The sequence below is a fragment of the Embleya sp. NPDC059237 genome, assembly GCF_042754105.1.
Taxonomy (GTDB): Bacteria; Actinomycetota; Actinomycetes; order Streptomycetales; family Streptomycetaceae; genus Embleya.
The window spans coordinates 242,308-262,181 of record NZ_JBHZAE010000006.1 but is presented as its reverse complement, the minus strand read 5'-3'; the positions used below and the strand labels follow the sequence as shown (position 1 = coordinate 262,181).

The window sequence follows — 19,874 nt, the reverse complement described above, 5'->3', positions numbered from 1 at the left end:
GGATCCGGTTCCTCAGTCCGGTCCGGCCAGGGCGTGCATGGCCCACCACGTCGCCGGATTGCTGACGTCGCCGTGGCCGGAGATGGCGGGCTTCCCGTCGATCTGGACCCCGCCGTCGACGGCGATCACCCGGAGGCCGCCGCCGAGGTCGTAGTGGTCCTGGCCGGGTACGGCGGCGGATCGCCGGGTGGAGATGGCGTCGACGCCGGCGGGGCCGAACCCGCCCAGTGCGCCGTACAGTTCGGGATCGCCGATCGCCGCGACGCCCGGTTCGCCCAGTTGACTGCCGCGCATCGCGAGGTGAAAGAATTTGGTCAGCGGATCGTCGAACGCGGAGAACGTGGTGACCAGCGGCCGGTCCACCAGGTCGAGGGCCGCGTGGTAGCCGCCGGAGCGGCCGGTGCCGGCGACGTCGGCCGCGAGGCACCAGCGGTTGACGGCCGCCTGGAGCAGCAACATCGACCGGGCGGGACGGGTCGGCGCGGCGGCCACCAGCGCCGACAACACCACCTTCGCGCCGAACGAGTGGCCGACCAGATGTAGTCGCACGCCGCTCTCGCGCAGGATGTGCGCGACGAGCGGCCCCACCCCCTTGGCGCCCACGTCACCCGCACGGGCCTTCATCGTCCACACCGTCGCGGCACGCAACAGGCTGCGCGGATCGAAGCCGCCGCCCGCGACCTGCAGGCCCGACGCGGCGGGGTGCGCGACGCCGAAATCCTCCGGGGCGGCGGGCGGGGCCGCGGCTCCGCCGCCGTCCAACGCCGCCCAGACGTCGAGGAATTCCTCGGCGGTGGGTGGCGGTGAGCCGTCGTCCGGATCGCGCCCGGCGCGCAGCGAGCCGAGCACGATCTCGGCGGCCCGTCGCGCGTCGTCGACGTCGATCGTGGTGCGGCCGTCCGTCAACTCGACGAACTCCGGGTCGGATTCGGCCTTCAGGGCGCCGGAGACCAGGCCGAACATCTCCTCGACCTGCCGCGCCTCCGCACCGTCGGGATCCGGTTCGGCGGCGATGTCGGGGCCCGCCTCCCAGGGCATGACGAAGCTCGTGGAGGGCCAGATGACGCCGATCAGCAGCGGTTTGTAGTCCGGCGGGAGCGGGAGGGCGAACTGCCGGCGCTGCTCGATGAACCCGTTGACGAAGCTGCGATAGCGGTCGAGGGCCTGCGCGAACACGTTGTTCCAGCCGTGCGAGAACAGGAAGACGTCGCTCACCCCGGCGAGCCGGCCCTTGATCTCCTGCTCGGCGACCGGGCTGCGCAGCCCGCCGTCGCGGTCGTAGCGGAGCAGGTAGAGATCCGCCGTCGAGCCCCCTTCGAGCGGAAACTGTTGAAAAGGACCAGACATCGTCCGGCTCCATGTCCGTGCGACAACGACGCATCCGTACGAGTGCGGAGCGATCTTGCTTCCATGCTTCCCCTCCACCCGAGCCGCGGCAAGCGGGGCCCGTGCGGGTCGGGGCCGGTCGTCCGGGGGCGCGGGGTGGTGCCGCCCGAGCCGGGGCAGGCGGGGGTGGTGTGGGGCGGGCGGCCGGGATGGGACTGCGGGGGGCGGGCCGGGGCCGGTTGTCCGGGGGAGCGGGGCCGTTCGGGCGGGCTGCGGGGCGGTTTCGGGCGGGGTCAGCCGGTGTTGCGGAGCAGGAGGCCGGCGGCCTGGGCCGGGGCGTTGCCGGTCGGGAAGGTGGTGTAGTAGTCGTACTTGAGCTTGTTCCCCGGGACCTTGCTCAGTACGACCCAGCCGCCGCGCGCGCAGCCCTGCTTCGGGTTGCGGACGATGTCCTCGCGCAGGACGACCCGGTCGGCGCGGATGGCGGCGCGGTCCTCGGTCTCCAGGGTCAGGGTTCCGGAGCAGTTGCCGGGGTAGTCCGACTCGCCGACGACGGTTCCGGCCTTGCCCACGTGGAGTCGCAGGCCGACGATGAAGGTGGCGGTACTGACGGCGCTGCCGTACCAACTTGCGGCGAAATCGGTCGGCAGTTGGCGGGTGGTCGGCTGCGCGGTCGGGCGCGGGCTCGTGCTCCTGCTCGGCCCGGAGCCGGTGGGCAGCGGACTGTCGGACGGCCTCGTGGTCGACCCGGTGCTCGCACGCGCGCTCGCGCTCGCGCTCGCGTCGGCGTCCGGTGTCGGGCCCGGGCTTGCGCCGCCGCCCGGGGAATCGATCGTGATCGTGGTGTCCGGGTCGGCCTCGAGCAGCACTCGCCCCGGCGAGAACTCCTGGACCACCCTGCCCTGCAGCGTCACCCGGAGCCCCTTCGCGGCGGTGACGCGGAAGACGTCCTCCTTGACCCGACCGTCCTCGCGATGCCGGATCACCACGATGAGTTCGTTCCCGGCGGTCGCCGCCTTCCTCGAGTAGTCGACGCCGCCGTCGACGCTGAATGTGCCCGCCGGGGTGACCCAGCGCGCCCCGAGCGATACGGAGATCTTCCCGCGCGTCGAGATGGAGAACTTGATCGGCCCGATGGCGTAGCCGAGTACCGGATCGTCGAGACCCGTCTTCCGTTCGCCGTCCTCGTCGAATCCCAGGTAGCCGCACGAGGTGGCGCCGAACAACGCCATCACCGTGCACACCGTGACCAGTCCCGCCCGTGTCCCGACCCGCCGCACCCGCATCGCGTTCCTCCCCCGAGAACACCCGCCGTGGAGTCGAGTATGCGCCCGAATTCGGCCGAACACGCGGAAACCTTCTCGATGGGGGCACGCGGGTGTCGCCCGGCGGGAAATCCGCCGGGCGACACCGTGCGTTCAGGCGTTTCGGGCCGGACTCAGCAGGCGCCGAGGTCCTGCCAGACGCCCCACTGGCCGGTGGTGCCGGGCGTCTCGCCGGTTGTCCACCACTTGGCCTTCCAGGTGTGGCCCTGGTACGAGACCTGCTGCCCGCCGGTGTAGACGGTGCCGGAGGCCCACGGCGGGGCCGTGCACTGGTGGCCGTTGCCGCCGGTGATGGTCAGCGTGTAGGTCGCCGAGTGGCTGACGGACGTGCCGACGCCGGTCACCGTCAGGGTGTACGTACCCGAGACGGCCGCCGACGTCGTGGTGATGGCCAGCGTCGAACTGCCGCCCGCCGTCACCGATGTCGGGCTGAGCGAGGTCGAGACGCCGGCGGGGGCGCCGCTGACGGTGAGGTTCACCGTCTGCGCCGAACCCGTCGTCACCGAGGTGTTCACCGTGCTGGTGGTCGAGTTGCCCGCGGCGACCGTTCCGGAGGCGGGCGTCGTCTGTACCGCGAAGTCGTTGGTCGGGGTCGTCGTGCCGCTGGTGAACGGCGCGAAGACGTGGCTGAAGTCCCACTGGTTGCCCGGGATTCCGGAGCAACTGTCGGAGGAGGCCCCGCAGTTGCCGCGGTCCCGTTGCAGTGCCCAGAAGGAGAGCGTGTTGATGCCCTTCGACACCGCCCAGTTGTACACCTGGTTGGCGTTGGCCAGGGTGAATGTCTCGGCCGCGCCGAAGTCGTCGATGCCGGGCATCTCGGTGACGCCGATCATGCCCCAGAGCTGCGTGGGGGTCTTGCCCGGGTAGAGCTGCGCGAGGGTGTTGTACAGGCCCTGCGCGGCCGTCTCGGTGTCGTTGGCCATGTTGTGCGTGGCGTTGTCGTAGTAGTCGAACGTCATCAGGTTGACCACGTCGACCCGCGTGCCGTTGCTCACCGCGTTGCGCAGCAGCGCCACGCTGTTCTCGGCGAGGCCGTGGGTGGTGGTGGGCAGCGTGTAGGAGATCTCGACCTTGCGCCCGTTGGCCGCGGCCCAGTCCTGGACCAGCTTGATCGCCTTGTTGCGGCGGTCGATGCCGGCCGTCTTGTCGAGCGCGTCGACCTCGATGTCCATGTCGAGGCGGGAGATGTCGTAGGTCGTGATGACCTTCTTGTACACCTCGGCGATCTGGTTGACGTCGGTGCAGCTGTCCGCGATCTCGGTGTTCGTGGTGTCCGCGGTGTAGCCGCCGAAGGAGGGGATCACGTCCCCGCCCCGGCCCTGGATCGTCTTGATGTCGGCGCCGAACGTGGACTGGGCGATCGGCATGCCGCTGTCGCCGTTCCAGTACGCCGTGCACGAGCCCGAGGTGGCGGTCTGCAGGAACGCCATGGTCAGGTGCTTCGCGCCCGATTGGGCGGACAGCGCGGCCGGACTGTCCCCGGTCCACGCCTCGAAGTAGGGGGCAAAGACGTGTGCGGGCAGGGGAGTCGCGGCCTGGGCGGGGCCGGCTCCGAAGGCGGTGAGGCTCACCGCCGCGGCGGCGGTGACGGTGGCGGCGACGGCCGCTCGTAACGTACGGAGGAGTCGCATGTGCGTGCGTCCAGACTGTGAGAGGGGACGGACCGCCGTCGCTTCGCGTGGCTCTCGGCGGCATCGGTATGAGATAGCTCACGCGGTATCGAAGTCAATGGTCTGGACCAAAAATGGACTAGACCATTTTTGCGAGCCGCGACGCTCCGCCCCTGGCCGGACCCGTTTCGGGGCGGCCGACCACTCGCTCGGGCAATGTCCGCCAACCCCTCCCGTCGGGGGCGCGGGCACCTCTGCCGACGCCTCGCCGGCACCTCGTCGGACACGCCTGGCCGGGCCCGACGGACCGGGCTCGGGCGACGATGGCGATTCCGGCCCTCCCGTGGTCACCTTTGGGTTCCTCGGGCACCGAAAAGTGCGTTCTTCCAGGTCGGGGATCGCTCTCCTATGGTTCCCGAGTAACCATCGGAGACCACTACGGAGGCAGCACCATGGCCATCACTCTCACCGACCCCGCCGGTCTGCCGGAGATCGACGTGTATCGCCAGGTGTCGGTCGGCACCGGGTCGAAGCTGGTCTTCCTGGCCGGGCAGGTCGCCTGGGACGCCGACGGGGTCACGGTCGGCGAGGGTGATCTCGCCGCCCAGGTCGAACAGTGCTACCGCAACGTCGCCACCGCCCTGGCCGGTGTCGGGGCGACCTTCGACGACGTCGCGAAGTTGACCGTGCACGTCGTCGACTGGACGCCCGACAAGATGCCGCGACTCCTCGACGGCATCGCCCGCGCCGCCGCCGCGCTGGGGGTCACGCCCGCGGCTCCGGCCACCCTCCTGGGCGTCGCCGCGCTGGACATTCCCGCCCATCTGGTCGAGGTCGAGGCCATCGCGATCCTGGACTGAACCCCACTCTCCGGGCCCGTTGTCCACCGATCGGTGGACAACGGGTTCCGTCGGTCGAGGCTGTTGAGCCAACCGGCCCGACGAACAGGATTCGGACATGACGAAACTTCCTGTTCGAGTGGCCGGGTGGAGTGCTCGGCGTCCCTGGTGGGCGATCGCCGGCTGGGTGCTGTTTGTCGCGTTGTGCCTCGGGGCCGGCATCGCCGCCGGTACGAATACGGCCACCAGCGAGGACTATCGGGTGGGCGAGGCCGGTCGCGGGGAAGCGCTGGCCGCCCAGGGCGGCCTGGAGCAGCGCCCGATGGAGCGGGTGCTGATCACCGCGAAGGCCGGCGCGGAACGGGTGGGCCCGGAGGCGGACGCCGCGGCCGGCGAGATCGCGGACCGTATGCGGCAATTGCCCGAGGTGGCGTCGGTCGGCGCGCCGGTGCGCGCGGCCGATGGCAGGGCCGTCCGCGTCGACGTCACCATGAAGGGCGAGGAGCAGGACGGGAAGAAGCACGTCGACCCGCTCCTGGCGCAGACCGCGAAGGTGCGGGCGGAACATCCGAGGTTGCGGATCGAGGAGAGCGGCGGCCCCTCGATCAGCAAGGACGTCCAGGGCCAACGCGGCGACGACCTCGCCAAGACCGAGATGATCGCACTGCCGATCACCCTGATCACGCTGTTCATCGTGTTCCGCTCGGCGGCGATGGCCGCCGTGCCGCTGGTGCTCGCGCTGTCCGCGATCGTGGCGGCCGTCGGCCTGTCGATGATCGCGTCGCACGTCTTCCCGGACGCCGGGGTCGGCACCAACGTCATCCTGCTGATCGGCCTGGCCGTCGGCGTCGACTACGCGCTCTTCTACCTCAAGCGCGAACGCGAGGAACGGGCCCGCTCGGGCGGGCGACTCGACTCCCGAGCCCTGGTCGAACTGGCCGCCGCCACCTCCGGACACGCCGTCGTGGTCTCCGGGCTCGCGGTCGCCGCCTCCAGCGCGACGCTGTTCCTGGCCGACGACGTGATCTTCTCCTCCATCGCCACCGGCGCGATCGTGGTCACCCTGGTCGCGGTGATCGGCTCGCTGACCGCGCTGCCCGCGCTGCTCGTCAAGCTCGGCGCCCGGGCCGAACGCCGCGCCGCGGCCAAGGCCGAGCGCGCGGCCCGCCGGGGCAAGCCGGTCGCCGCGAAGCCCGCGCGCAGTGGTGCCGGCCGGATCACCTCGACCATCCTGCGGGTCACCGCCGCCCGCCCGGCCGCGACGCTCGCCGTCGCCGTGTTCGCCATGCTGGCCCTGGCCGCCCCGCTCGCGAACCTGAAACTGACCGACATCGGCCGCGAAACCTATTCCCGGGACCTGCCCGCCATGGACACCTGGCACCGGCAGAACGAGGCGTTCCCGGAGCTGAAGTCGATGCACCAGGTCGTGGTCCGCGCCGACGCCGCCCGGGCCGACGAGGTGGCCGGCGCGCTGCGCGAGCTGGAGGTACGGGCGAAGACCGACCCGGCGCTTGCCGGCATCGCCGAACTGCGCACCTCGCCCGACCACCGGATCACCATGCTGGAACTGCGCGTACCGCACTTCGTCGGCACCGACACGGCGCAGGACTCCCTCGACCGGGTCCGCGACGACTACGTACCGGCCACGATCGGCCGACTGCGCGGGGTCGACGTGGCGGTCACCGGCGACGTGGCCCGCTACGCGGACTATCCCGAACACCAGAAGACCAAGCTGCCGATGATCGTCACGACACTGCTCCTGGTGACCTTCGTGATCACCGTGATCGCGTTCGGATCGGTGGTCCTGGGCCTGCTCGGCATGCTGCTCAACCTGCTGTCCGCCGGCGCCGCGCTCGGGCTGCTCGTCCTGGTCTTCCAGGGGAGCTGGGCCGAGGCGCTGCTCGACTTCGACTCGACCGGCTCGATCGGCTCCCGGGTGCCGCTGTTCCTGTTCGTGATCCTGTTCGGACTGTCCATGGACTACCAGGTGTTCGTGATCAGTCGGATCCGCGAGGCCGTGCAGCGCGGCGTGTCGACCCGGCAGGCCGTACTCGACGGGATCGGCAACTCGGCGGGCGTGGTCACCAGCGCCGCGTTCGTGATGGTCACGGTGTTCGCCAGTTTCATCGGCCTGCACCTGATCGAGATGAAGGAGTTCGGCTTCAGCCTCGCGGTGGCCGTGCTCCTGGACGCGTTCGTGATCCGGATCATGATCCTGCCCGCCGCCATGCTGCTGCTGGGCGAACGCAGCTGGTGGCCGGCGATCGGGCTGCGCCGGAGCCGGGGGCACACCCCCGCAGCCGAGGTTCGACCGGTCCAAAACGTAGGCTGAGCGTCATGTCCGAACGGCCGCGGTCCACCGAGCGTTTCCCGACGTGGACGCTGCACCGCTGGTACATCCTGTTCTGGGTGCTGCTCGGGCTCGGCCCGATGGCCCTGGCCGGGACGGGCGATTCCGGTGCGAGGCGGCTGTGGGCGGTCGGGCTGCCGGTTCTGCTCGGCCTGTGCTACCTGGTCGTCCGGGTGTTCCCGGGCAACCGGGTGCTGCGGCCGAGCGCCTTCCCGGCGGTGCTGATCGTCGGCTTGGTCGCGCTGGCCTACGTGCGCGACGGCGGTGCGTCGTTGTACGTGGCGAGCCTTCCGCACTTCTGGTTCGCCGCCCGCGCCCCCTATCCCGCCATCATGCGCAGCGGCGTCGCCGCCGCCGGGACCGTGCTCGGCGGCGTCGCCCCGCAGGGCTGGAGCCCGGACCTGCTCACCGGGAACACCACGGCGACCCTGATCGCCTACGCGGTGAGCGTGCCGGTCGGCTTGTCGGTACATCGCTACATCGAGCAGAACGGGGCTCGTGTGCGGGCCCTGGACAGCGAACTCGCCGGCGCCCGGGAGCGGTTGGCCGACGCCGATCTGCGCCGGGGCGCCGCGGAGGAGCGGGAGCGGCTGGCCCGGGAGATCCACGACACCCTCGCCCAGGGGTTCGCGTCCATCGTGGTCCTCGCGGAGGCCGCGCGCTCGGGCCTGGCGAACGATCCGGACACGAGCGCGCGGCAGTTGGCGTCGATCGAGCGCACCGCCCGGGAGAACCTGGCCGAGGCGCGCGTACTGGTCGGCGCGGCCCCGCAGAGCGGCCTGGTCACCGGGTCGCCGGCCCGGGTGCTGCGCCGGACGCTGGACCGTTTCGCCCAGGACACCGGGATCACGGTCGACGCCGAACTGCCCGACGTCGAGTGTGACCAGCGCACCCGGATCGCGCTGCTGCGCTGTACGCAGGAGTCGTTGGCCAACATCCGCAAACACGCGGACGCCGGCACGGTGGGTGTGGTGCTCACCCGGGTCGCGGATGGTGTGGAGCTGGAGATCACCGACGACGGGCGGGGGTTCGTGGTGGACGAGGCCCGAGGCTTCGGCCTGGACGGGATGCGTCGGCGACTGGCCGAGCTGGGCGGCGAGTTGACGGTCACCAGTTCGATCGGGGACGGTACCCGGATCCTGGCGATGATTCCCGTCGACGGCGCGGCCGGGGCGGATGTGGCGGATGTGCACGACTACCGGCGGGAGAGCACGACATGAGCAGCGACACGAGCGGGGACACGCTGCGCGTCGTCGTGGTCGACGACCACTCGGTGATGCGGGCGGGGGTGGTCGCGCTGCTGGCCGCGGATCCCACGATCGAGATCGTCGGGGAGGCGGGCGACGGGTTGGCCGCGGTCGAGTTGGTCGAGCGGCTCGAACCGGATGTGGCGCTGCTCGACCTGCGCATGCCGGTCCTGGGCGGGGTGGCCGCCACCACCCGCATCGTGGGACTGCCCAAGCGGACCCGGGTGTTGATCCTGACCACCTACGACACCGACGCCGAGATCGAGAGCGCGGTCGAGGCCGGCGCCATCGGCTACCTGCTCAAGGACGCCACCCGCGAACAACTGGTCGACGCCATCCGCTCGGCGGCCCGGGGCCAGACCGTACTGGCGCCCAGGGTCGCGGAGCGCCTGGTCGCCCGGATGCGCCGACCCGCCCCGGTGGTGCTCACCACCCGCGAGATCCAGGTCCTGAACGCGGTGGCGGACGGGCTGTCCAACGCGGACATCGGCGCCCGACTGGTGATCGCGGAGGCCACGGTCAAGACCCACCTGCTCCGCATCTTCGCCAAACTCGACGTCAGCGACCGCACCCACGCGGTGGTCACCGCGATCGAGACGGGGTTGCTGCCTCGGGGTGAGGGCGCCGACGGGAACACGGCGCGCGGATGAGCTCGCGAGTGGGATGATCGCGGACACCCGGGCCGGGGCCCGGTCGGGTGAGGCGCGGCGCGGGCGGCGGGTGGCGCCGGGGCGGCACGTGGCGAGGGGACGCGAGTGGGACGGTGTGAGCGGGCCGACGGGCGAGGATCCGGCGTGGATCGGGCCCTACCGGATCGAGCGGCGGCTCGGGCAGGGCGGCATGGGCCGGGTGTACCTCGGGCGGTCGGCGTCGGGGCGGGCCGTGGCGGTCAAGGTGGTGCGGCCGGACCTGGCCGAGCATGCGGACTTCCGGGGGCGGTTCGCCCGTGAGGTGGCGGCGGCCCGGGCGGTGAGCGGGGCGTTCACGGCGGCCGTGGTCGACGCGGCGCCGGACGCGCCGAGCCCGTGGCCGGCCACGGTGTACGTCGACGGCATGGCGCTGTCCGACGCGGTGGCGCGATACGGGCCGTGGTGAGGCGGCCGAGCAGGCACGGGCGGCACGGGATGCGCGACCCCACCCGGCACGATGCGCCCGAACGTCACCCTCGTCTTCGTGATCGACCTCATCGCGGCACGCTGACGCCGCCGGCTCACGCGTCGGCGGTAGCGTGAAGGTGAAACCCTTACGTCGATGTGAGGGTCGACGGAGTCGTTGTGGGGTGGATCGCATGAAAATCGGGGAGTTGTCCCGGCTGACGGGGGTCAGTGTGCGGGCGTTGCGCTACTACGAGGAAGAGGGGCTGATCCGGCCCGCGCGCGGCGGCAACGGCTATCGCGAATACTGCGCCGGAGCGGACGAGGTGGTTCGGCAGATTCGCGGGCTGATCGACTGTGGGCTGCCCACCCGGATCATCCGCGACATCCTGCCCTACCTCGACGGCCCCGCCGACCTGCTGCCGCAGATCCCGTGTGCGCGCATGCTCGATCAGGTCGCGGCGGAGCGGGAACAACTCGACCGCCGTATCCGGTGCCTCACCCGCAACCGCAACGCCATCGACGCCTACCTGAGCGCCGCGCGCACGGCGGCTCGCGCGGACCGCGAGCACGAGGCGGCGGTGCGCGCTTGACCCTCACGCAAACGTGAGGGTTTTACCGTCCGGGCATGACTTCGACCACGGATTCCCTCCCGGCCGCGGACACCGCGCCGGGCACGCCGCGATGGCCGCTCGGCGGGCTGCTCGTACTGTCCGGCGCCGCCTTCGTGACCATCCTCACCGAGGCCCTGCCGGCCGGTGTGCTGCCGGCCATGAGCGCCGATCTGCACGTGAGCGAGGCCCGCGCCGGGCTGCTGGTCACCGTCTACGCGCTGGCCGCCGCCCTGACCGCGATACCGATGACGGCCCGGACGCTGATCGTGCCGCGGCGCACCCTGCTGGTGGCGCTGCTCCTGGGCTTCGCCGGTACCAACGCCGTGACGGCGGTGTCCGGCGAGTTCGCCCTGACCCTCGGCGCCCGCGTGGTCTCGGGGGTGTTCGCCGGATTGCTGTGGGCCATGGTGCCCGCGTACGCCGCACGACTGGCCCCGGAGCGCAGCGGCAAGGCGATCGCCACCGCGCTGGCGGGCATGACTGTGGGGCTCTCGCTCGGTATCCCGGCCGGCACCGCGCTCGGCGGCCTGATCGGCTGGCGCTGGACCTTCGCCCTGCTCACCCTGGCGGCCCTGGCCCTGCTCGGCGCGGCCCTGCGCTGGTTGCCGCAACTGCCGGGTGAGCGGGCGCGGCGCGGCGGCGGACTGACGGCCACGATCAGGACACCCGGGATCGCCGCGATCAACACCGCCTCGATGGCGATGGTCCTCGGCTTCTACGTGCTCTACACCTACATCGCACCCTTTCTGGAGCGGGCGGATCCGGGCGTCGGCACCGGCACCGTGCTCTTCGTCTTCGGCCTCGGCTCGATGGTCGGCGTCTGGTTCGCCGGCCTCACCGCCGACCGCCGGCTGCGCGCCGCGACCCTCACCCTGCTGACCCTGGCCACGCTGTGCCTGGCGGCTTTCGGGCTGTTCGCGGACATCACCGCGGCCGTGCTGCTCGGCGCGTTCCTGTGGGGCGCGACGCACGGCGGCATCCCGACGCTGATGCAGACCGCGGGCGTCCGGGCGGCACCGCAGGACCCCGACACCGCCAATTCGTTGTGGGTCACCGGTTGGAACATCGGTATGGCCGGTGGATCCCTCCTCGGCGGCGCCGTGCTCTCCGGCGCCGGCAGCGAGGCCCTGCCGTGGACGGCCTCCGCGCTCCTCGCCGCAGCCGTCCTGACCACCGCCCTCGCCCGCCGTACCGGCTTCCCTCCGGCGCGGCGAGCAGTCGACCACTCGTAGCGCCCGTGTCGCCCGGACGACCAACGGGCCCGGTCGTCCGGGCAGTTCGCGGGGCCACCGATCGCCGGCGCGGAACGGGCCCGGCGGAAAAAAGAATCGGTGACCCGAAGGGCGTCGGGAATGGCCTCGCACGGGGGCTGGGCCGACCCGCACGCGTGCTCGGGCGGGGGTTCGCGAGGGTCGGGGCGGCCCCCTCCGGGGAGGCGTTCAGCCGGCCGCTCGCGGGATCGCCATACCGGCTCTGACCTGGTGTTTTCCCGAGATTTGCCTAGGCTGGGGGTCCTGTCGCAAATTGTCGAAGGGGACATCGTGAGCAATGACGCCGGCACGTACGACGCGAGCCATATCCGGCTGCTCCACGGGGCGGAGGCCATTCGGGCGCGGCCCGGGATGTACATCGGCTCGACCGGTGAACATGGCCTGAATCACATGGTGTGCGAGGTTGTCGATCGGGCCGTGAACGAGACCCTGGCCGGTGCCGCCGGCGGCTCCGTCGACATCACGCTCCTGCCCGACGGTGCCGTGTGCGTCGCAGACGACGGGCCCGGAGTGCCCGACCCGGAAAGCCTGTTGACCCGGCTGTCGGTCGGGCCGCGGCCCATCGGCCGTCGCGACGTGTCGTTCCTGCACGGTGTGGAACTGTCCATCGTCAACGCCCTGTCGAGCCGGCTGACGGCCGAGGTGCGGCGGGACGGGGTCCGTTGGGTCCAGGAGTACGCGCGTGGCGAGGCCGTCACCCCGCTCACCGAATCGGGGGCGGCGACCGGGAGCGGGACCACCCTTACCTTCCAGCCTGATGCCGAGATCTTCACCACCACGGAGCCTTCGTTCGACGACCTGGGTGCGCGCTGCCGAGAACTGGCCTTCCTGTACCGGGAGTTGCACATTTCGCTGACCGATCGGCGGGGCCCCGGCGAGCCCGAGCCGACGCGGTATCGGTTCCCGGGCGGGGCACGGGACTTCGTCACGTTCCTCGACGATTCGCCGACGGCGGCTACCTCCACGGATATCGTCCATGTCGAATGCGAGGACGCGCGGATGGCGGGGACGCTGGAGGTGGCCCTGCGCTGGGGCGGCTTCACCGAGGAGCGTGTTCGCGGTTTCGCCAACAGCCGGCCCACCATCGGCGGCACGCACCTGGTGGGCTTCCGCGATGGGCTGACGGCCGCGCTCACCGCGTACGCGCGCAAGCAAGGGCTGCTGACGGCGACGGACCCCGATCTCGACATGGACCGGATCGGCGTGGGCCTGACCGCGGTCGTGTCGGTGAAGCTGGACGGCCCCGAGTTCGAGGGCTCCACCCGTCAGGTGTTGGGCAATTCCCCGGTGCGTGCCTGTGTCCGCGACGCGGTTCGGGACCGGCTCGGCAGGTGGCTGGGCGAGCACCCCGAGGCCGCCCTCGGGCTCGTCGAGCGCATCGCCCGGCGCTCCTCCCGAGGCTGAGACGACGCGTGGCCGCCACCGGCGCGAACTCGGCTATCCGCCGGCCGTCCAGGGGTGGACCCGCGGGCCCAACACCGCCATCCCGGTGACCAGGCAGGCCACGTAGTCACCCACGTGGCCCGAGTGCAGGCGGCGGAGCGGGGCCGCGGCGCGGTCGAGTCGGCGCAGTCCGGTGCGGGCTCGGTCGGCGCTCCTGCCGTGGAGGCGCGGCCCCCATACCGCCGCCGCGGCCCCGCCCACAGCGAGCACCGTGGACACCGCGCCCGGAAGCAGGCCCTCGCCGGTCCAACCGGGTGCCGTCGCCGTCGCCGGGGGAGCGGGCGGCGCGCCCTGTACCGAGGCGAGGTAGCCCGTCGGGTCGGTGAACACCTCGGCCGCGCGGCCGACCACGTCGGGGAAACCGGGTCATGTTCCCACGGCCAGGGTGCCCAGGAGCAGGATCAGCGGCGTGGCGAGCATCGTCGCGGGAGTGCGCGGCAGCGGCCGGCCCGTGTCGGGATCGCTGTCGTCGCCGGCGGTACGGTCCGCCTCCTTCCGGTCGCTCGGGCGTGGGCCCGCCCCCGCGAACACGCGCAGCCCGGCGCGGAGCACGGCCGCACCGGTCACCGCCGACACCAGGACGAACAGCGCCGGTGCCCAGGGCGCGCCCGACTCGCCGGCCGCTGTCTCGGCGAGCGCCTTGCCCAGCCCCACCCCGAACGGCGGCAGCCCCGCCAGGGCCGGCCCGCCCACGGCGAACAGCACGTCGGTCAAAGGCAGTTGCCGGCCCCGCCCGTACAGATCGAGTTCGTCGACCGAGCCCAGACGGTCGAGCAGGATGCCCACGCACGCGAACAACGCGGCCTTGGCTCCGGCGTGCGCCGCCACGTACACCGCCGCACCGGCAACCCCCGGCCCGCTCGCGGCGCCGATCGCGATCAGGAACAGGCCCATGTGCGCGAGGGTCGAGAACGCCAACAGCCGCTTCAGGTGCCGCTGTCGCCAACACATCAGCGCGCCGACCAGCGCGGTCAGCGCCCCGAGCGTAAACAGTGCCCGGTGTATCGTCGCGGCCGGCACGGTGCCGGAGAAGACGATCCAGTACACCCGGGCCAGGCCGTACAGCCCGAGTTCGACCATCACGCCGGAGAAGACCATGGCATACCGGCGCGGGCGCGACCGCGTGTGCGTCGGGAAGCCAGAAGTGGAACGGCACCGCCGCCGCCTTGACCAGCAGCCCGGTCGTCACCAGCACGAACGCCGCGACGACCAGCGGATCCGGCCGATGCCCGGCCGGTTCGGCGCCGATCCGGGCGAAGCCCAGCCGGTCGGTGCGCGCGTACAGCAGACCGATGCCGAGGAGTGTGCAGTACGCGCCCAGCGAGTTGAGCAGGCCGAAATTCAGCGCGCCGTGCACCGCCCGCGACTCCTCGACCCGATAGCCGGTCAGCGCGAATCCGCGCATGCCCGCCGTGAACAGCAATATCAGCGCGTGGAAATGCGCCTCCACCTCCTCGAAGTAGCGCCAGGAGAAGGCCAACGCCGCGCCCACCACGATCGCCGCCAACGCCGCGGCGGCGGCACCCATACGTCTCCTCCGCGTCGACGCCGCTCTCGTCCCGGGCGGCGGCGCGTCCCAGCGCCATGGTGGTGACCGTGCCGCCGACGGCCGCTGCGACGCCGATCAGCAGCAGCTTCAGCGCGCCCGACCGGGCCCCGTCTCCACCGCCAGGGCCAACGTCACCAGCGGGGCGCCGAGCACGGCTCCGGGGGCGCCCGCGTGCAGGCGCGGATGTACCCCGGGCAGGGCGAGTACGGCGACCGCCGCCAGGAGCAGCAGGCCGACGCCGACCACCAACAACACCAGCGCCACGGTATGGCGAGCGCTCATCGGCCCTCCGCATCGACCGCGCCGTCGGCCGCCCGGTCGTCCGGGCCCGGGAAGCGGGTGAACACCAGCGTGCCCACCGGGCCCAACAGGACCAGGACCAGCGCGAGATCCACATACGAGATGCGGTGCAGGCCCTCGGCGAGCAGCAGCAGGATCACCACCGTCAGGGTGTTGGCGACGGTCAACCCGACCAGGCGACGCGGCAGGCTCCCGAACGAGGTGACCACCAGACACGGCGCCAGTCCGCCCACGAGCAGCACGGCGACCGCGATCAGCCACGCGTTCACCGTGCCCGTCCGCCGGCGGTGATCACCCGCCGGGTGCGCGAACGTCCCGGGGGCAGCGTGTGCACGGGGAGCACGCCCGCGTCGTCGAGGTCGACGGCGTACGCACCCGGCGTGGCGGACAGGACGAACGAGGCGGTGGCCGGCCGGACCGCCCGCGCCGGACGTACCCGCTCGAACCGGCCGCCCACCTCTCGCCGCGCCGCGCCGGTCGCGACCACCCGCAGCAGCAGCGCACACTCGCGAACCGCGTCCAGGGACCATGTCGCCGGCAGCCGAAGTGCCCGAGCGGAGGCGGTGCGCGGCGCGTCGACGGCGGGGTCGGCCACCCGGTGGGCGCCGAACCCGAACCCCGCCACGAGCAGCGCAGCGCCGGCGCCGATCGCCCATTCGAGCGGCTCCACGGTCGAGATCTGCACGAGGTACAGCGCCAGGCAGGCCACGAACAACGACCCGCCGTAGCGGACGGCACGGGACACGGGAGACCACCTCCGGACTGCGCCGCTACCCGTGATCGTGCCGGTGATGCCTGCCCCGCCGGGAGGATCCGCCGAGCGGGCGCCTACCGACTCTTTGTCTCGATGGGTTGTTTCCCGAGCCGTCGCACGGTTGCCAGCAAGGCCACGATCGCGTTTCCCGGAACGTGGTGGTGCGCCGGGTACCCACGCGGTGGCGCCGATGAAGGGAAAAGGGAACGTCATGTCGGAGAAGGTCGGACCGACCGCTGGACGACGTGCCCGGAACCACCCGCGGCGCCCACGGCGACGTCGGCGACCGGGCCCACGCCCACAGCCTTCGGCAGTGGTCGGCCCACCACGCGGCCCCCACTGTGCGGCGCGGCGGCCCTCGCCCTGGCCGCGGCGGTGATCGTGCGCCGCTGCACCGGGCCGCATGCTCGTGGTCGGGCCGGGTACGGGCCGTGTTGTCCGATTTTCACTCGGTGAGACAGGAGGGGCGCCATGCCCAGGGGATCGAGTCCCAAGCGGGAACGGCAGTACGAGCACATCAAGGACAGTGCGAAGAAGCGTGGTGAATCCACCAAGCGCGCCGAGGAGATCGCGGCCCGCACGGTGAACAAGGAACGTGCCCAGGCGGGTGAGTCCAAGACCGCGAGCCGCACGTCGTTGAAAGACATGCCCGCCAGTCGTCGAGGCGGCAAACATTCGCACTCCGGGTCCACCGGGCCCACCTACGACCAGCTCTACGCGGACGCCAAACGCCGCAATATCAAAGGCCGTTCCTCGATGAACAAGAAGCAGCTCCAGCAGGCGCTCGGCAACTGAGCGCCGCCCGGCCGCGTGTTCGCGCAAACGCGAAACCGCCCCCGATCGACCAGTGTCGGCGGGGGCGGTTTCGCGTTGCGACGGTCGGCTACCGGCTACCGGCTACCGGCCGAGGATCGTTTCGATCTGGCCGAGGAAGTCCTTGATGTCGCCCGGGTTGCGCGAGGTGATCATGACGAAGTCGCCCGTGTCGTCGCGGACCACCGACTCGTCGAGCCAGCGCCCGCCCGCATTGCGGATGTCCGTCGCGACCGAGGGATACGAGGTCAGCGTGCGGTCGCGGACGACGTCGGCCTCGACCAGCAACCACGGGCCGTGGCAGATCGCGGCCACGGGGCGGCCGGATGTGGTGAAGGAGCGCACGATCGCGAGCGCGGTGTCGTTCAGCCGCAGCGAGTCGGCGTTGAGCGTGCCGCCGGGCACGAGCAGCAGGTCGTAGCCGGAGGGGTCCACGTCGGTGAGGACGAGCGTGGGTTCCACGGCCACGCCCGGGTCCTTGTCGCTCACGAGCGTGCGGATCGGCTCCGTCGAGGGCGCCGCGATGGCCACCTCCGCGCCGGATTCGCGCAGTTCCCGGACGGGGACGACCAGTTCGTCCTGCTCGACCCCGTAGTTGGTGACGATCGCCAGGACGCGCCGGTCGGACAGGTCGTTTTCGGTCATGGTGCCGGGCCTTTCGATTCACGGTTCACGGTTCACGGTCACGCCGCCGATTCGTCGGCCGCGGCCGTGTGGTGCGCTGCCCCGTGTTCACATCTGGTCGGGCAGGCGCACGATCGAGCGGAAGAAGTCGTCGACCCCGCGGACGATCGCCACGAAGTCGTCCAGGTTCACGGGCTTGGTCACGTACGCGTTGGCGTGCAGGTCGTAGCTGCGCAGGATGTCCTCCTCGGCGGACGAGGAGGCGAGTACCACCACGGGTATCCGCCGCAGGTCGGCATCGGCCTTCAGGTGTTCGAGCACCTCACGGCCACCCATCCGGGGCAACTGGAGATCAAGCAGGATCAGGTCCGGCCGGGGCGCGTCCTCGTAGCCCGCGCGTCGGTACAGGAAGTCCAGGGCCGCCACACCGTCGCCCACCACGCGCAGGGAACTGGGGACGCCGTCAGCGAATGCCTCCCGCGTCAGCAGCACGTCCCCGGGGTCGTCCTCGACCAGCAGGACCTCGATCGCCACCCCACGCTCGTTCACCCCCGAAGTCTGGCCCGAGACCGGTCCCGTCAAACCGGGTCCCGGCCGGTACCCGACCATCAGCCCAGGCCGTCCCGGTGCGGGTCGGCGGGGCGGGAGCCGAGATTGCCGAAGCCGGGCTGCTCGTGCGGGCCGCGCCGGTGGCCGTCCCGAGGAACCTCGGAGGGTTCCCGCCTGCCGATGTCGTCGCGTGTCGCCGGGCCGCCGGCAATCCCGCCGTGCGGTGGCGGGGGCGGCGGGCGGCGCCTGCGTCGGACACCGGCCACCACCGGGATGATGAGCAGGACGGCGAGCAGGAGCACGGCGGCGATGCCTACCGCAGCAAAGGGCGTCACGTTTGTCATGCCGCACGGCTACCCCGACTTCGGGTCGGCACCGGGTGCGGCGGTGATTTTTTCGTGGCCTGCGCCACGGCGCGGACGGCGGACCCGGATCGACGGGAATTCGCCCCGGTACGAGAATGCCCGCCGCGCGAATCCGCACCGTGGCCCACCGGGCTCCCGGGAATCCCACCGGGCTCCCGGGAATCCCACGGGGCGCGCCGGAATTCCGCCAGGCATGTGGGATTCCCACGTGCCTCGCCGGAATCGCATGAGGCTCGTGGGAATACCGATGTGCGCGGGAGAGCCGGGAAAGGCGGGTGCGCCGGTGCGGATGTTCGGAATCCGAACGCACCGTCGCCCCGCCTTCCGGAGGCCGCGCCGTCGGGGCGCGTATTTCGGATTACCAGCGATACCAGCGGCCTCGGCTCCCACCGGTGCCGGTCGAGCGGAACAGGAAGCCCAGCAGCCAGATGACCAGGACGGCTACGGCGACCCACCACAGCACCTTGAGCGCGAATCCGGCGCCGAAGAGGATCAGGGCCAGAAGCAGGACGAGGAGAAGGGGAATCATGGTTTGTACCTCCGCTCCGTGCGTGCCCCGGTCTTCGGGACCCATTCCTGAGGGCGGCAAGGTTTTACCGACGATTTTCGGCGGGCCTCGATGTTCGCCGACGTTCCCCGGCGATCCCCGGCGGATTCCCGTGCGGCGGGTCGGCGCGAAGTTCGGGCGGCTGTGTGTTCCCCTGGAAATGTCCCTGTGTCATCGGGCCGGCGGACAGCGTGATACGGCGACGCCCCGGATGGCGCCCCGTGTACTGGGCCTCGTTCCCGCCGGTTCCGTGCCGCCGGGCGTCGCCCGCCCGCTCCCTTCACGGGGTGTGGGCGGGCCGTGAGGTGGAAGGGATCCAAGGGCGGCCCCGCCCCGGGCCGTGCTCGACGTCCACCCGCCCCAGGGCCCCCGGCGTCCGTCGCATCCTCGTTCGGAGGCCCGTTTCGCGATGACCGATCGCCGTAACAACGCCGAAGCCCGCGCGCACCTGCGTGCCGAGACCGACCGCAACCTCACCCGTCTCGCGACCCTGGAACCCGGCACCCACGCGTACGCCAGGCTGCGCAACGACATCGTCGAGGACAACCTCAACCTGGTCGCCTACGCCTGCGCCCGCTACACCCGCCGCACCGACCTGCGCGAGGACCTGCGCCAGGTCGCCGCGATCGGCCTGATCAAGGCGGTCGACGGCTACCGCCCCGGTCGCGGCTCCGGCTTCCTCGGCTACGCCGTCCCGACCATCGCGGGCGAACTCAAACGCTACTTCCGCGACCACACCTGGGCCGTGCACGCGTGCCGCGGTGAGCAGGAGTTGTACCTGAAGCTGGTCCGCGCCCGGGACGAACTCGGCGCCCGCCTGGGCCGCGACTGCGACCACGCCGAACTGGCCCGCCACCTCGGCCTGGACCGGGACACCGTGCGCATGGGGCTGGAACTGGGCGCGGCGCTGCGCACCGAATCCCTCGACACCCCGGCCCCCGAGACCGAGCGCGGCGACGGCGGCGGCACCGGGTACGACCGGCACGGCGCCCCCGACCCCGCGCTGGATCTGGTCGTCGACCGCGAATCGTTGCGCCCGCTGATCGCCGAACTCGGCGAACGCGACCGCCGCATCCTCAAGCTGCGCTTTTGGGACGACCTCACCCAGGCCGAGATCGGCGACCGGCTGGGACTGTCCCAGATGCACGTCTCGCGCCTGCTCAGCCGCGCCTTCACCACCCTGCGGGCGGGCATGCTCGGGCCGACGGGCGCGGGCTCGGCGGCGGCGTGTGCCGTCGGGGCGAAGGGCTGAGC

The 19,874-nt window shown here is 71.8% G+C and carries 22 protein-coding genes and 1 pseudogene; 10 read left to right on the top strand and 13 right to left on the bottom strand.

Annotated features, from left to right (window positions below; all coding sequences use genetic code 11):
- Positions 1-12: 12 nt before the first annotated feature.
- The 3 genes from ACFXKZ_RS20695 to ACFXKZ_RS20685 all read right to left on the bottom strand — a co-directional run bounded on the left by ACFXKZ_RS20695 (position 13) and on the right by ACFXKZ_RS20685 (position 4,282).
- The gene (locus ACFXKZ_RS20695) at positions 13-1,347 is read right to left on the bottom strand and encodes a hypothetical protein (protein ID WP_380002343.1); all 1,335 of its coding nucleotides are present in this window, start codon (positions 1,345-1,347) and stop codon (positions 13-15) included.
- Between the two features lie 272 nt (positions 1,348-1,619).
- On the bottom strand, positions 1,620-2,612 hold the full coding sequence (locus tag ACFXKZ_RS20690; RefSeq protein ID WP_380002342.1) for a hypothetical protein: 993 nt from the start codon (positions 2,610-2,612) through the stop codon (positions 1,620-1,622).
- Between the two features lie 152 nt (positions 2,613-2,764).
- Positions 2,765-4,282 (bottom strand): glycosyl hydrolase family 18 protein, encoded by a 1,518-nt coding sequence (locus ACFXKZ_RS20685; protein WP_380002341.1) that lies wholly within the window; start codon positions 4,280-4,282, stop codon positions 2,765-2,767.
- 431 nt (positions 4,283-4,713) lie between these two features.
- Between ACFXKZ_RS20685 and ACFXKZ_RS20680 the strand changes: the two genes are divergently transcribed.
- The 8 genes from ACFXKZ_RS20680 to ACFXKZ_RS20645 all read left to right on the top strand — a co-directional run bounded on the left by ACFXKZ_RS20680 (position 4,714) and on the right by ACFXKZ_RS20645 (position 13,080).
- Positions 4,714-5,121 (top strand): RidA family protein, encoded by a 408-nt coding sequence (locus ACFXKZ_RS20680; protein WP_380002339.1) that lies wholly within the window; start codon positions 4,714-4,716, stop codon positions 5,119-5,121.
- Positions 5,122-5,218: 97 nt separating this feature from the next.
- Positions 5,219-7,432 (top strand): MMPL family transporter, encoded by a 2,214-nt coding sequence (locus ACFXKZ_RS20675; protein WP_380002338.1) that lies wholly within the window; start codon positions 5,219-5,221, stop codon positions 7,430-7,432.
- Between the two features lie 5 nt (positions 7,433-7,437).
- Positions 7,438-8,670 (top strand): sensor histidine kinase, encoded by a 1,233-nt coding sequence (locus ACFXKZ_RS20670; RefSeq protein WP_380002337.1) that lies wholly within the window; start codon positions 7,438-7,440, stop codon positions 8,668-8,670.
- Positions 8,667-9,347 (top strand): response regulator, encoded by a 681-nt coding sequence (locus ACFXKZ_RS20665; protein ID WP_380002336.1) that lies wholly within the window; start codon positions 8,667-8,669, stop codon positions 9,345-9,347. The genes ACFXKZ_RS20670 and ACFXKZ_RS20665 overlap by 4 nt, the downstream gene beginning before the upstream one ends.
- 13 nt (positions 9,348-9,360) lie before the next feature.
- Positions 9,361-9,792 carry a hypothetical protein gene (locus tag ACFXKZ_RS20660; protein WP_380002335.1) on the top strand — a complete coding sequence of 144 codons (432 nt, stop codon included), beginning with the start codon at positions 9,361-9,363 and terminating at the stop codon, positions 9,790-9,792.
- 193 nt (positions 9,793-9,985) lie between these two features.
- A complete protein-coding gene (locus tag ACFXKZ_RS20655; protein WP_380002334.1) occupies positions 9,986-10,384 on the top strand; it encodes a MerR family transcriptional regulator in 399 nt (132 codons plus the stop codon).
- A gap of 35 nt (positions 10,385-10,419) precedes the next feature.
- Complete coding sequence (locus ACFXKZ_RS20650; protein WP_380002333.1) at positions 10,420-11,637, top strand: MFS transporter; 1,218 nt, start codon at positions 10,420-10,422, stop codon at positions 11,635-11,637.
- Between the two features lie 120 nt (positions 11,638-11,757).
- Positions 11,758-13,080, top strand: a complete 1,323-nt coding sequence (locus tag ACFXKZ_RS20645) for an ATP-binding protein (protein ID WP_380002332.1) — start codon at positions 11,758-11,760, stop codon at positions 13,078-13,080.
- Positions 13,081-13,113: 33 nt separating this feature from the next.
- Here the strand turns inward: ACFXKZ_RS20645 and ACFXKZ_RS20640 are convergent, their stop codons facing one another.
- From ACFXKZ_RS20640 to ACFXKZ_RS20615, 6 genes and pseudogenes are all read right to left on the bottom strand, one after another.
- Entirely contained in the window at positions 13,114-13,470 is a 357-nt protein-coding gene (locus ACFXKZ_RS20640) for a hypothetical protein (protein ID WP_380002331.1), read from the bottom strand.
- 15 nt (positions 13,471-13,485) lie between these two features.
- Positions 13,486-14,217 carry a proton-conducting transporter membrane subunit gene (locus ACFXKZ_RS20635; protein ID WP_380002330.1) on the bottom strand — a complete coding sequence of 244 codons (732 nt, stop codon included), beginning with the start codon at positions 14,215-14,217 and terminating at the stop codon, positions 13,486-13,488.
- A gap of 67 nt (positions 14,218-14,284) precedes the next feature.
- Positions 14,285-14,524 (bottom strand): annotated as a pseudogene (locus ACFXKZ_RS20630) (NADH-quinone oxidoreductase subunit D); the annotation flags it as partial.
- A 231-nt stretch (positions 14,525-14,755) separates the two neighbouring features.
- A complete protein-coding gene (locus tag ACFXKZ_RS20625; protein WP_380002329.1) occupies positions 14,756-14,950 on the bottom strand; it encodes a monovalent cation/H(+) antiporter subunit G in 195 nt (64 codons plus the stop codon).
- Complete coding sequence (locus ACFXKZ_RS20620; protein ID WP_380002328.1) at positions 14,947-15,237, bottom strand: monovalent cation/H+ antiporter complex subunit F; 291 nt, start codon at positions 15,235-15,237, stop codon at positions 14,947-14,949. Before ACFXKZ_RS20620 ends, ACFXKZ_RS20625 begins: the two co-directional genes overlap by 4 nt.
- Positions 15,234-15,713: a hypothetical protein gene (locus ACFXKZ_RS20615; RefSeq protein WP_380002327.1), complete on the bottom strand. Its 480-nt coding sequence runs from the start codon at positions 15,711-15,713 to the stop codon at positions 15,234-15,236. Before ACFXKZ_RS20615 ends, ACFXKZ_RS20620 begins: the two co-directional genes overlap by 4 nt.
- A gap of 480 nt (positions 15,714-16,193) precedes the next feature.
- On the opposite strand from ACFXKZ_RS20615, the gene ACFXKZ_RS20610 reads away from it, so the two are divergent.
- Positions 16,194-16,517 carry a plasmid stabilization protein gene (locus ACFXKZ_RS20610; RefSeq protein ID WP_380002326.1) on the top strand — a complete coding sequence of 108 codons (324 nt, stop codon included), beginning with the start codon at positions 16,194-16,196 and terminating at the stop codon, positions 16,515-16,517.
- A 102-nt stretch (positions 16,518-16,619) separates the two neighbouring features.
- Here the strand turns inward: ACFXKZ_RS20610 and ACFXKZ_RS20605 are convergent, their stop codons facing one another.
- The 4 genes from ACFXKZ_RS20605 to ACFXKZ_RS20590 all read right to left on the bottom strand — a co-directional run bounded on the left by ACFXKZ_RS20605 (position 16,620) and on the right by ACFXKZ_RS20590 (position 18,602).
- Complete coding sequence (locus ACFXKZ_RS20605; RefSeq protein ID WP_380002325.1) at positions 16,620-17,180, bottom strand: type 1 glutamine amidotransferase domain-containing protein; 561 nt, start codon at positions 17,178-17,180, stop codon at positions 16,620-16,622.
- 87 nt (positions 17,181-17,267) lie between these two features.
- Positions 17,268-17,708, bottom strand: a complete 441-nt coding sequence (locus tag ACFXKZ_RS20600) for a response regulator (RefSeq protein ID WP_380002324.1) — start codon at positions 17,706-17,708, stop codon at positions 17,268-17,270.
- A 59-nt stretch (positions 17,709-17,767) separates the two neighbouring features.
- Positions 17,768-18,052 (bottom strand): DUF6479 family protein, encoded by a 285-nt coding sequence (locus tag ACFXKZ_RS20595; RefSeq protein WP_380002323.1) that lies wholly within the window; start codon positions 18,050-18,052, stop codon positions 17,768-17,770.
- A gap of 379 nt (positions 18,053-18,431) precedes the next feature.
- Positions 18,432-18,602 (bottom strand): hydrophobic protein, encoded by a 171-nt coding sequence (locus ACFXKZ_RS20590; RefSeq protein ID WP_380002322.1) that lies wholly within the window; start codon positions 18,600-18,602, stop codon positions 18,432-18,434.
- 427 nt (positions 18,603-19,029) lie between these two features.
- Between ACFXKZ_RS20590 and ACFXKZ_RS20585 the strand changes: the two genes are divergently transcribed.
- Positions 19,030-19,872, top strand: coding sequence for a sigma-70 family RNA polymerase sigma factor (locus ACFXKZ_RS20585; protein WP_380002321.1), 843 nt, complete (start codon positions 19,030-19,032; stop codon positions 19,870-19,872).
- Positions 19,873-19,874 lie beyond the last annotated feature (2 nt).

Bases quoted from the DNA above. Each gene is read 5' to 3' on its own strand.
- ACFXKZ_RS20695 (WP_380002343.1), bottom strand. From the start codon at position 1,347: ATGTCTGGTCCTTTTCAACAGTTTCCGCTCGAAGGGGGCTCGACGGCG.
- ACFXKZ_RS20690 (WP_380002342.1), bottom strand. From the start codon at position 2,612: ATGCGGGTGCGGCGGGTCGGGACACGGGCGGGACTGGTCACGGTGTGC.
- ACFXKZ_RS20685 (WP_380002341.1), bottom strand. From the start codon at position 4,282: ATGCGACTCCTCCGTACGTTACGAGCGGCCGTCGCCGCCACCGTCACC.
- ACFXKZ_RS20680 (WP_380002339.1), top strand. From the start codon at position 4,714: ATGGCCATCACTCTCACCGACCCCGCCGGTCTGCCGGAGATCGACGTG.
- ACFXKZ_RS20675 (WP_380002338.1), top strand. From the start codon at position 5,219: ATGACGAAACTTCCTGTTCGAGTGGCCGGGTGGAGTGCTCGGCGTCCC.
- ACFXKZ_RS20670 (WP_380002337.1), top strand. From the start codon at position 7,438: ATGTCCGAACGGCCGCGGTCCACCGAGCGTTTCCCGACGTGGACGCTG.
- ACFXKZ_RS20665 (WP_380002336.1), top strand. From the start codon at position 8,667: ATGAGCAGCGACACGAGCGGGGACACGCTGCGCGTCGTCGTGGTCGAC.
- ACFXKZ_RS20660 (WP_380002335.1), top strand. From the start codon at position 9,361: ATGATCGCGGACACCCGGGCCGGGGCCCGGTCGGGTGAGGCGCGGCGC.
- ACFXKZ_RS20655 (WP_380002334.1), top strand. From the start codon at position 9,986: ATGAAAATCGGGGAGTTGTCCCGGCTGACGGGGGTCAGTGTGCGGGCG.
- ACFXKZ_RS20650 (WP_380002333.1), top strand. From the start codon at position 10,420: ATGACTTCGACCACGGATTCCCTCCCGGCCGCGGACACCGCGCCGGGC.
- ACFXKZ_RS20645 (WP_380002332.1), top strand. From the start codon at position 11,758: ATGGCCTCGCACGGGGGCTGGGCCGACCCGCACGCGTGCTCGGGCGGG.
- ACFXKZ_RS20635 (WP_380002330.1), bottom strand. From the start codon at position 14,217: ATGGTCTTCTCCGGCGTGATGGTCGAACTCGGGCTGTACGGCCTGGCC.
- ACFXKZ_RS20625 (WP_380002329.1), bottom strand. From the start codon at position 14,950: ATGAGCGCTCGCCATACCGTGGCGCTGGTGTTGTTGGTGGTCGGCGTC.
- ACFXKZ_RS20610 (WP_380002326.1), top strand. From the start codon at position 16,194: ATGCCCAGGGGATCGAGTCCCAAGCGGGAACGGCAGTACGAGCACATC.
- ACFXKZ_RS20605 (WP_380002325.1), bottom strand. From the start codon at position 17,180: ATGACCGAAAACGACCTGTCCGACCGGCGCGTCCTGGCGATCGTCACC.
- ACFXKZ_RS20595 (WP_380002323.1), bottom strand. From the start codon at position 18,052: ATGACAAACGTGACGCCCTTTGCTGCGGTAGGCATCGCCGCCGTGCTC.
- ACFXKZ_RS20590 (WP_380002322.1), bottom strand. From the start codon at position 18,602: ATGATTCCCCTTCTCCTCGTCCTGCTTCTGGCCCTGATCCTCTTCGGC.
- ACFXKZ_RS20585 (WP_380002321.1), top strand. From the start codon at position 19,030: ATGACCGATCGCCGTAACAACGCCGAAGCCCGCGCGCACCTGCGTGCC.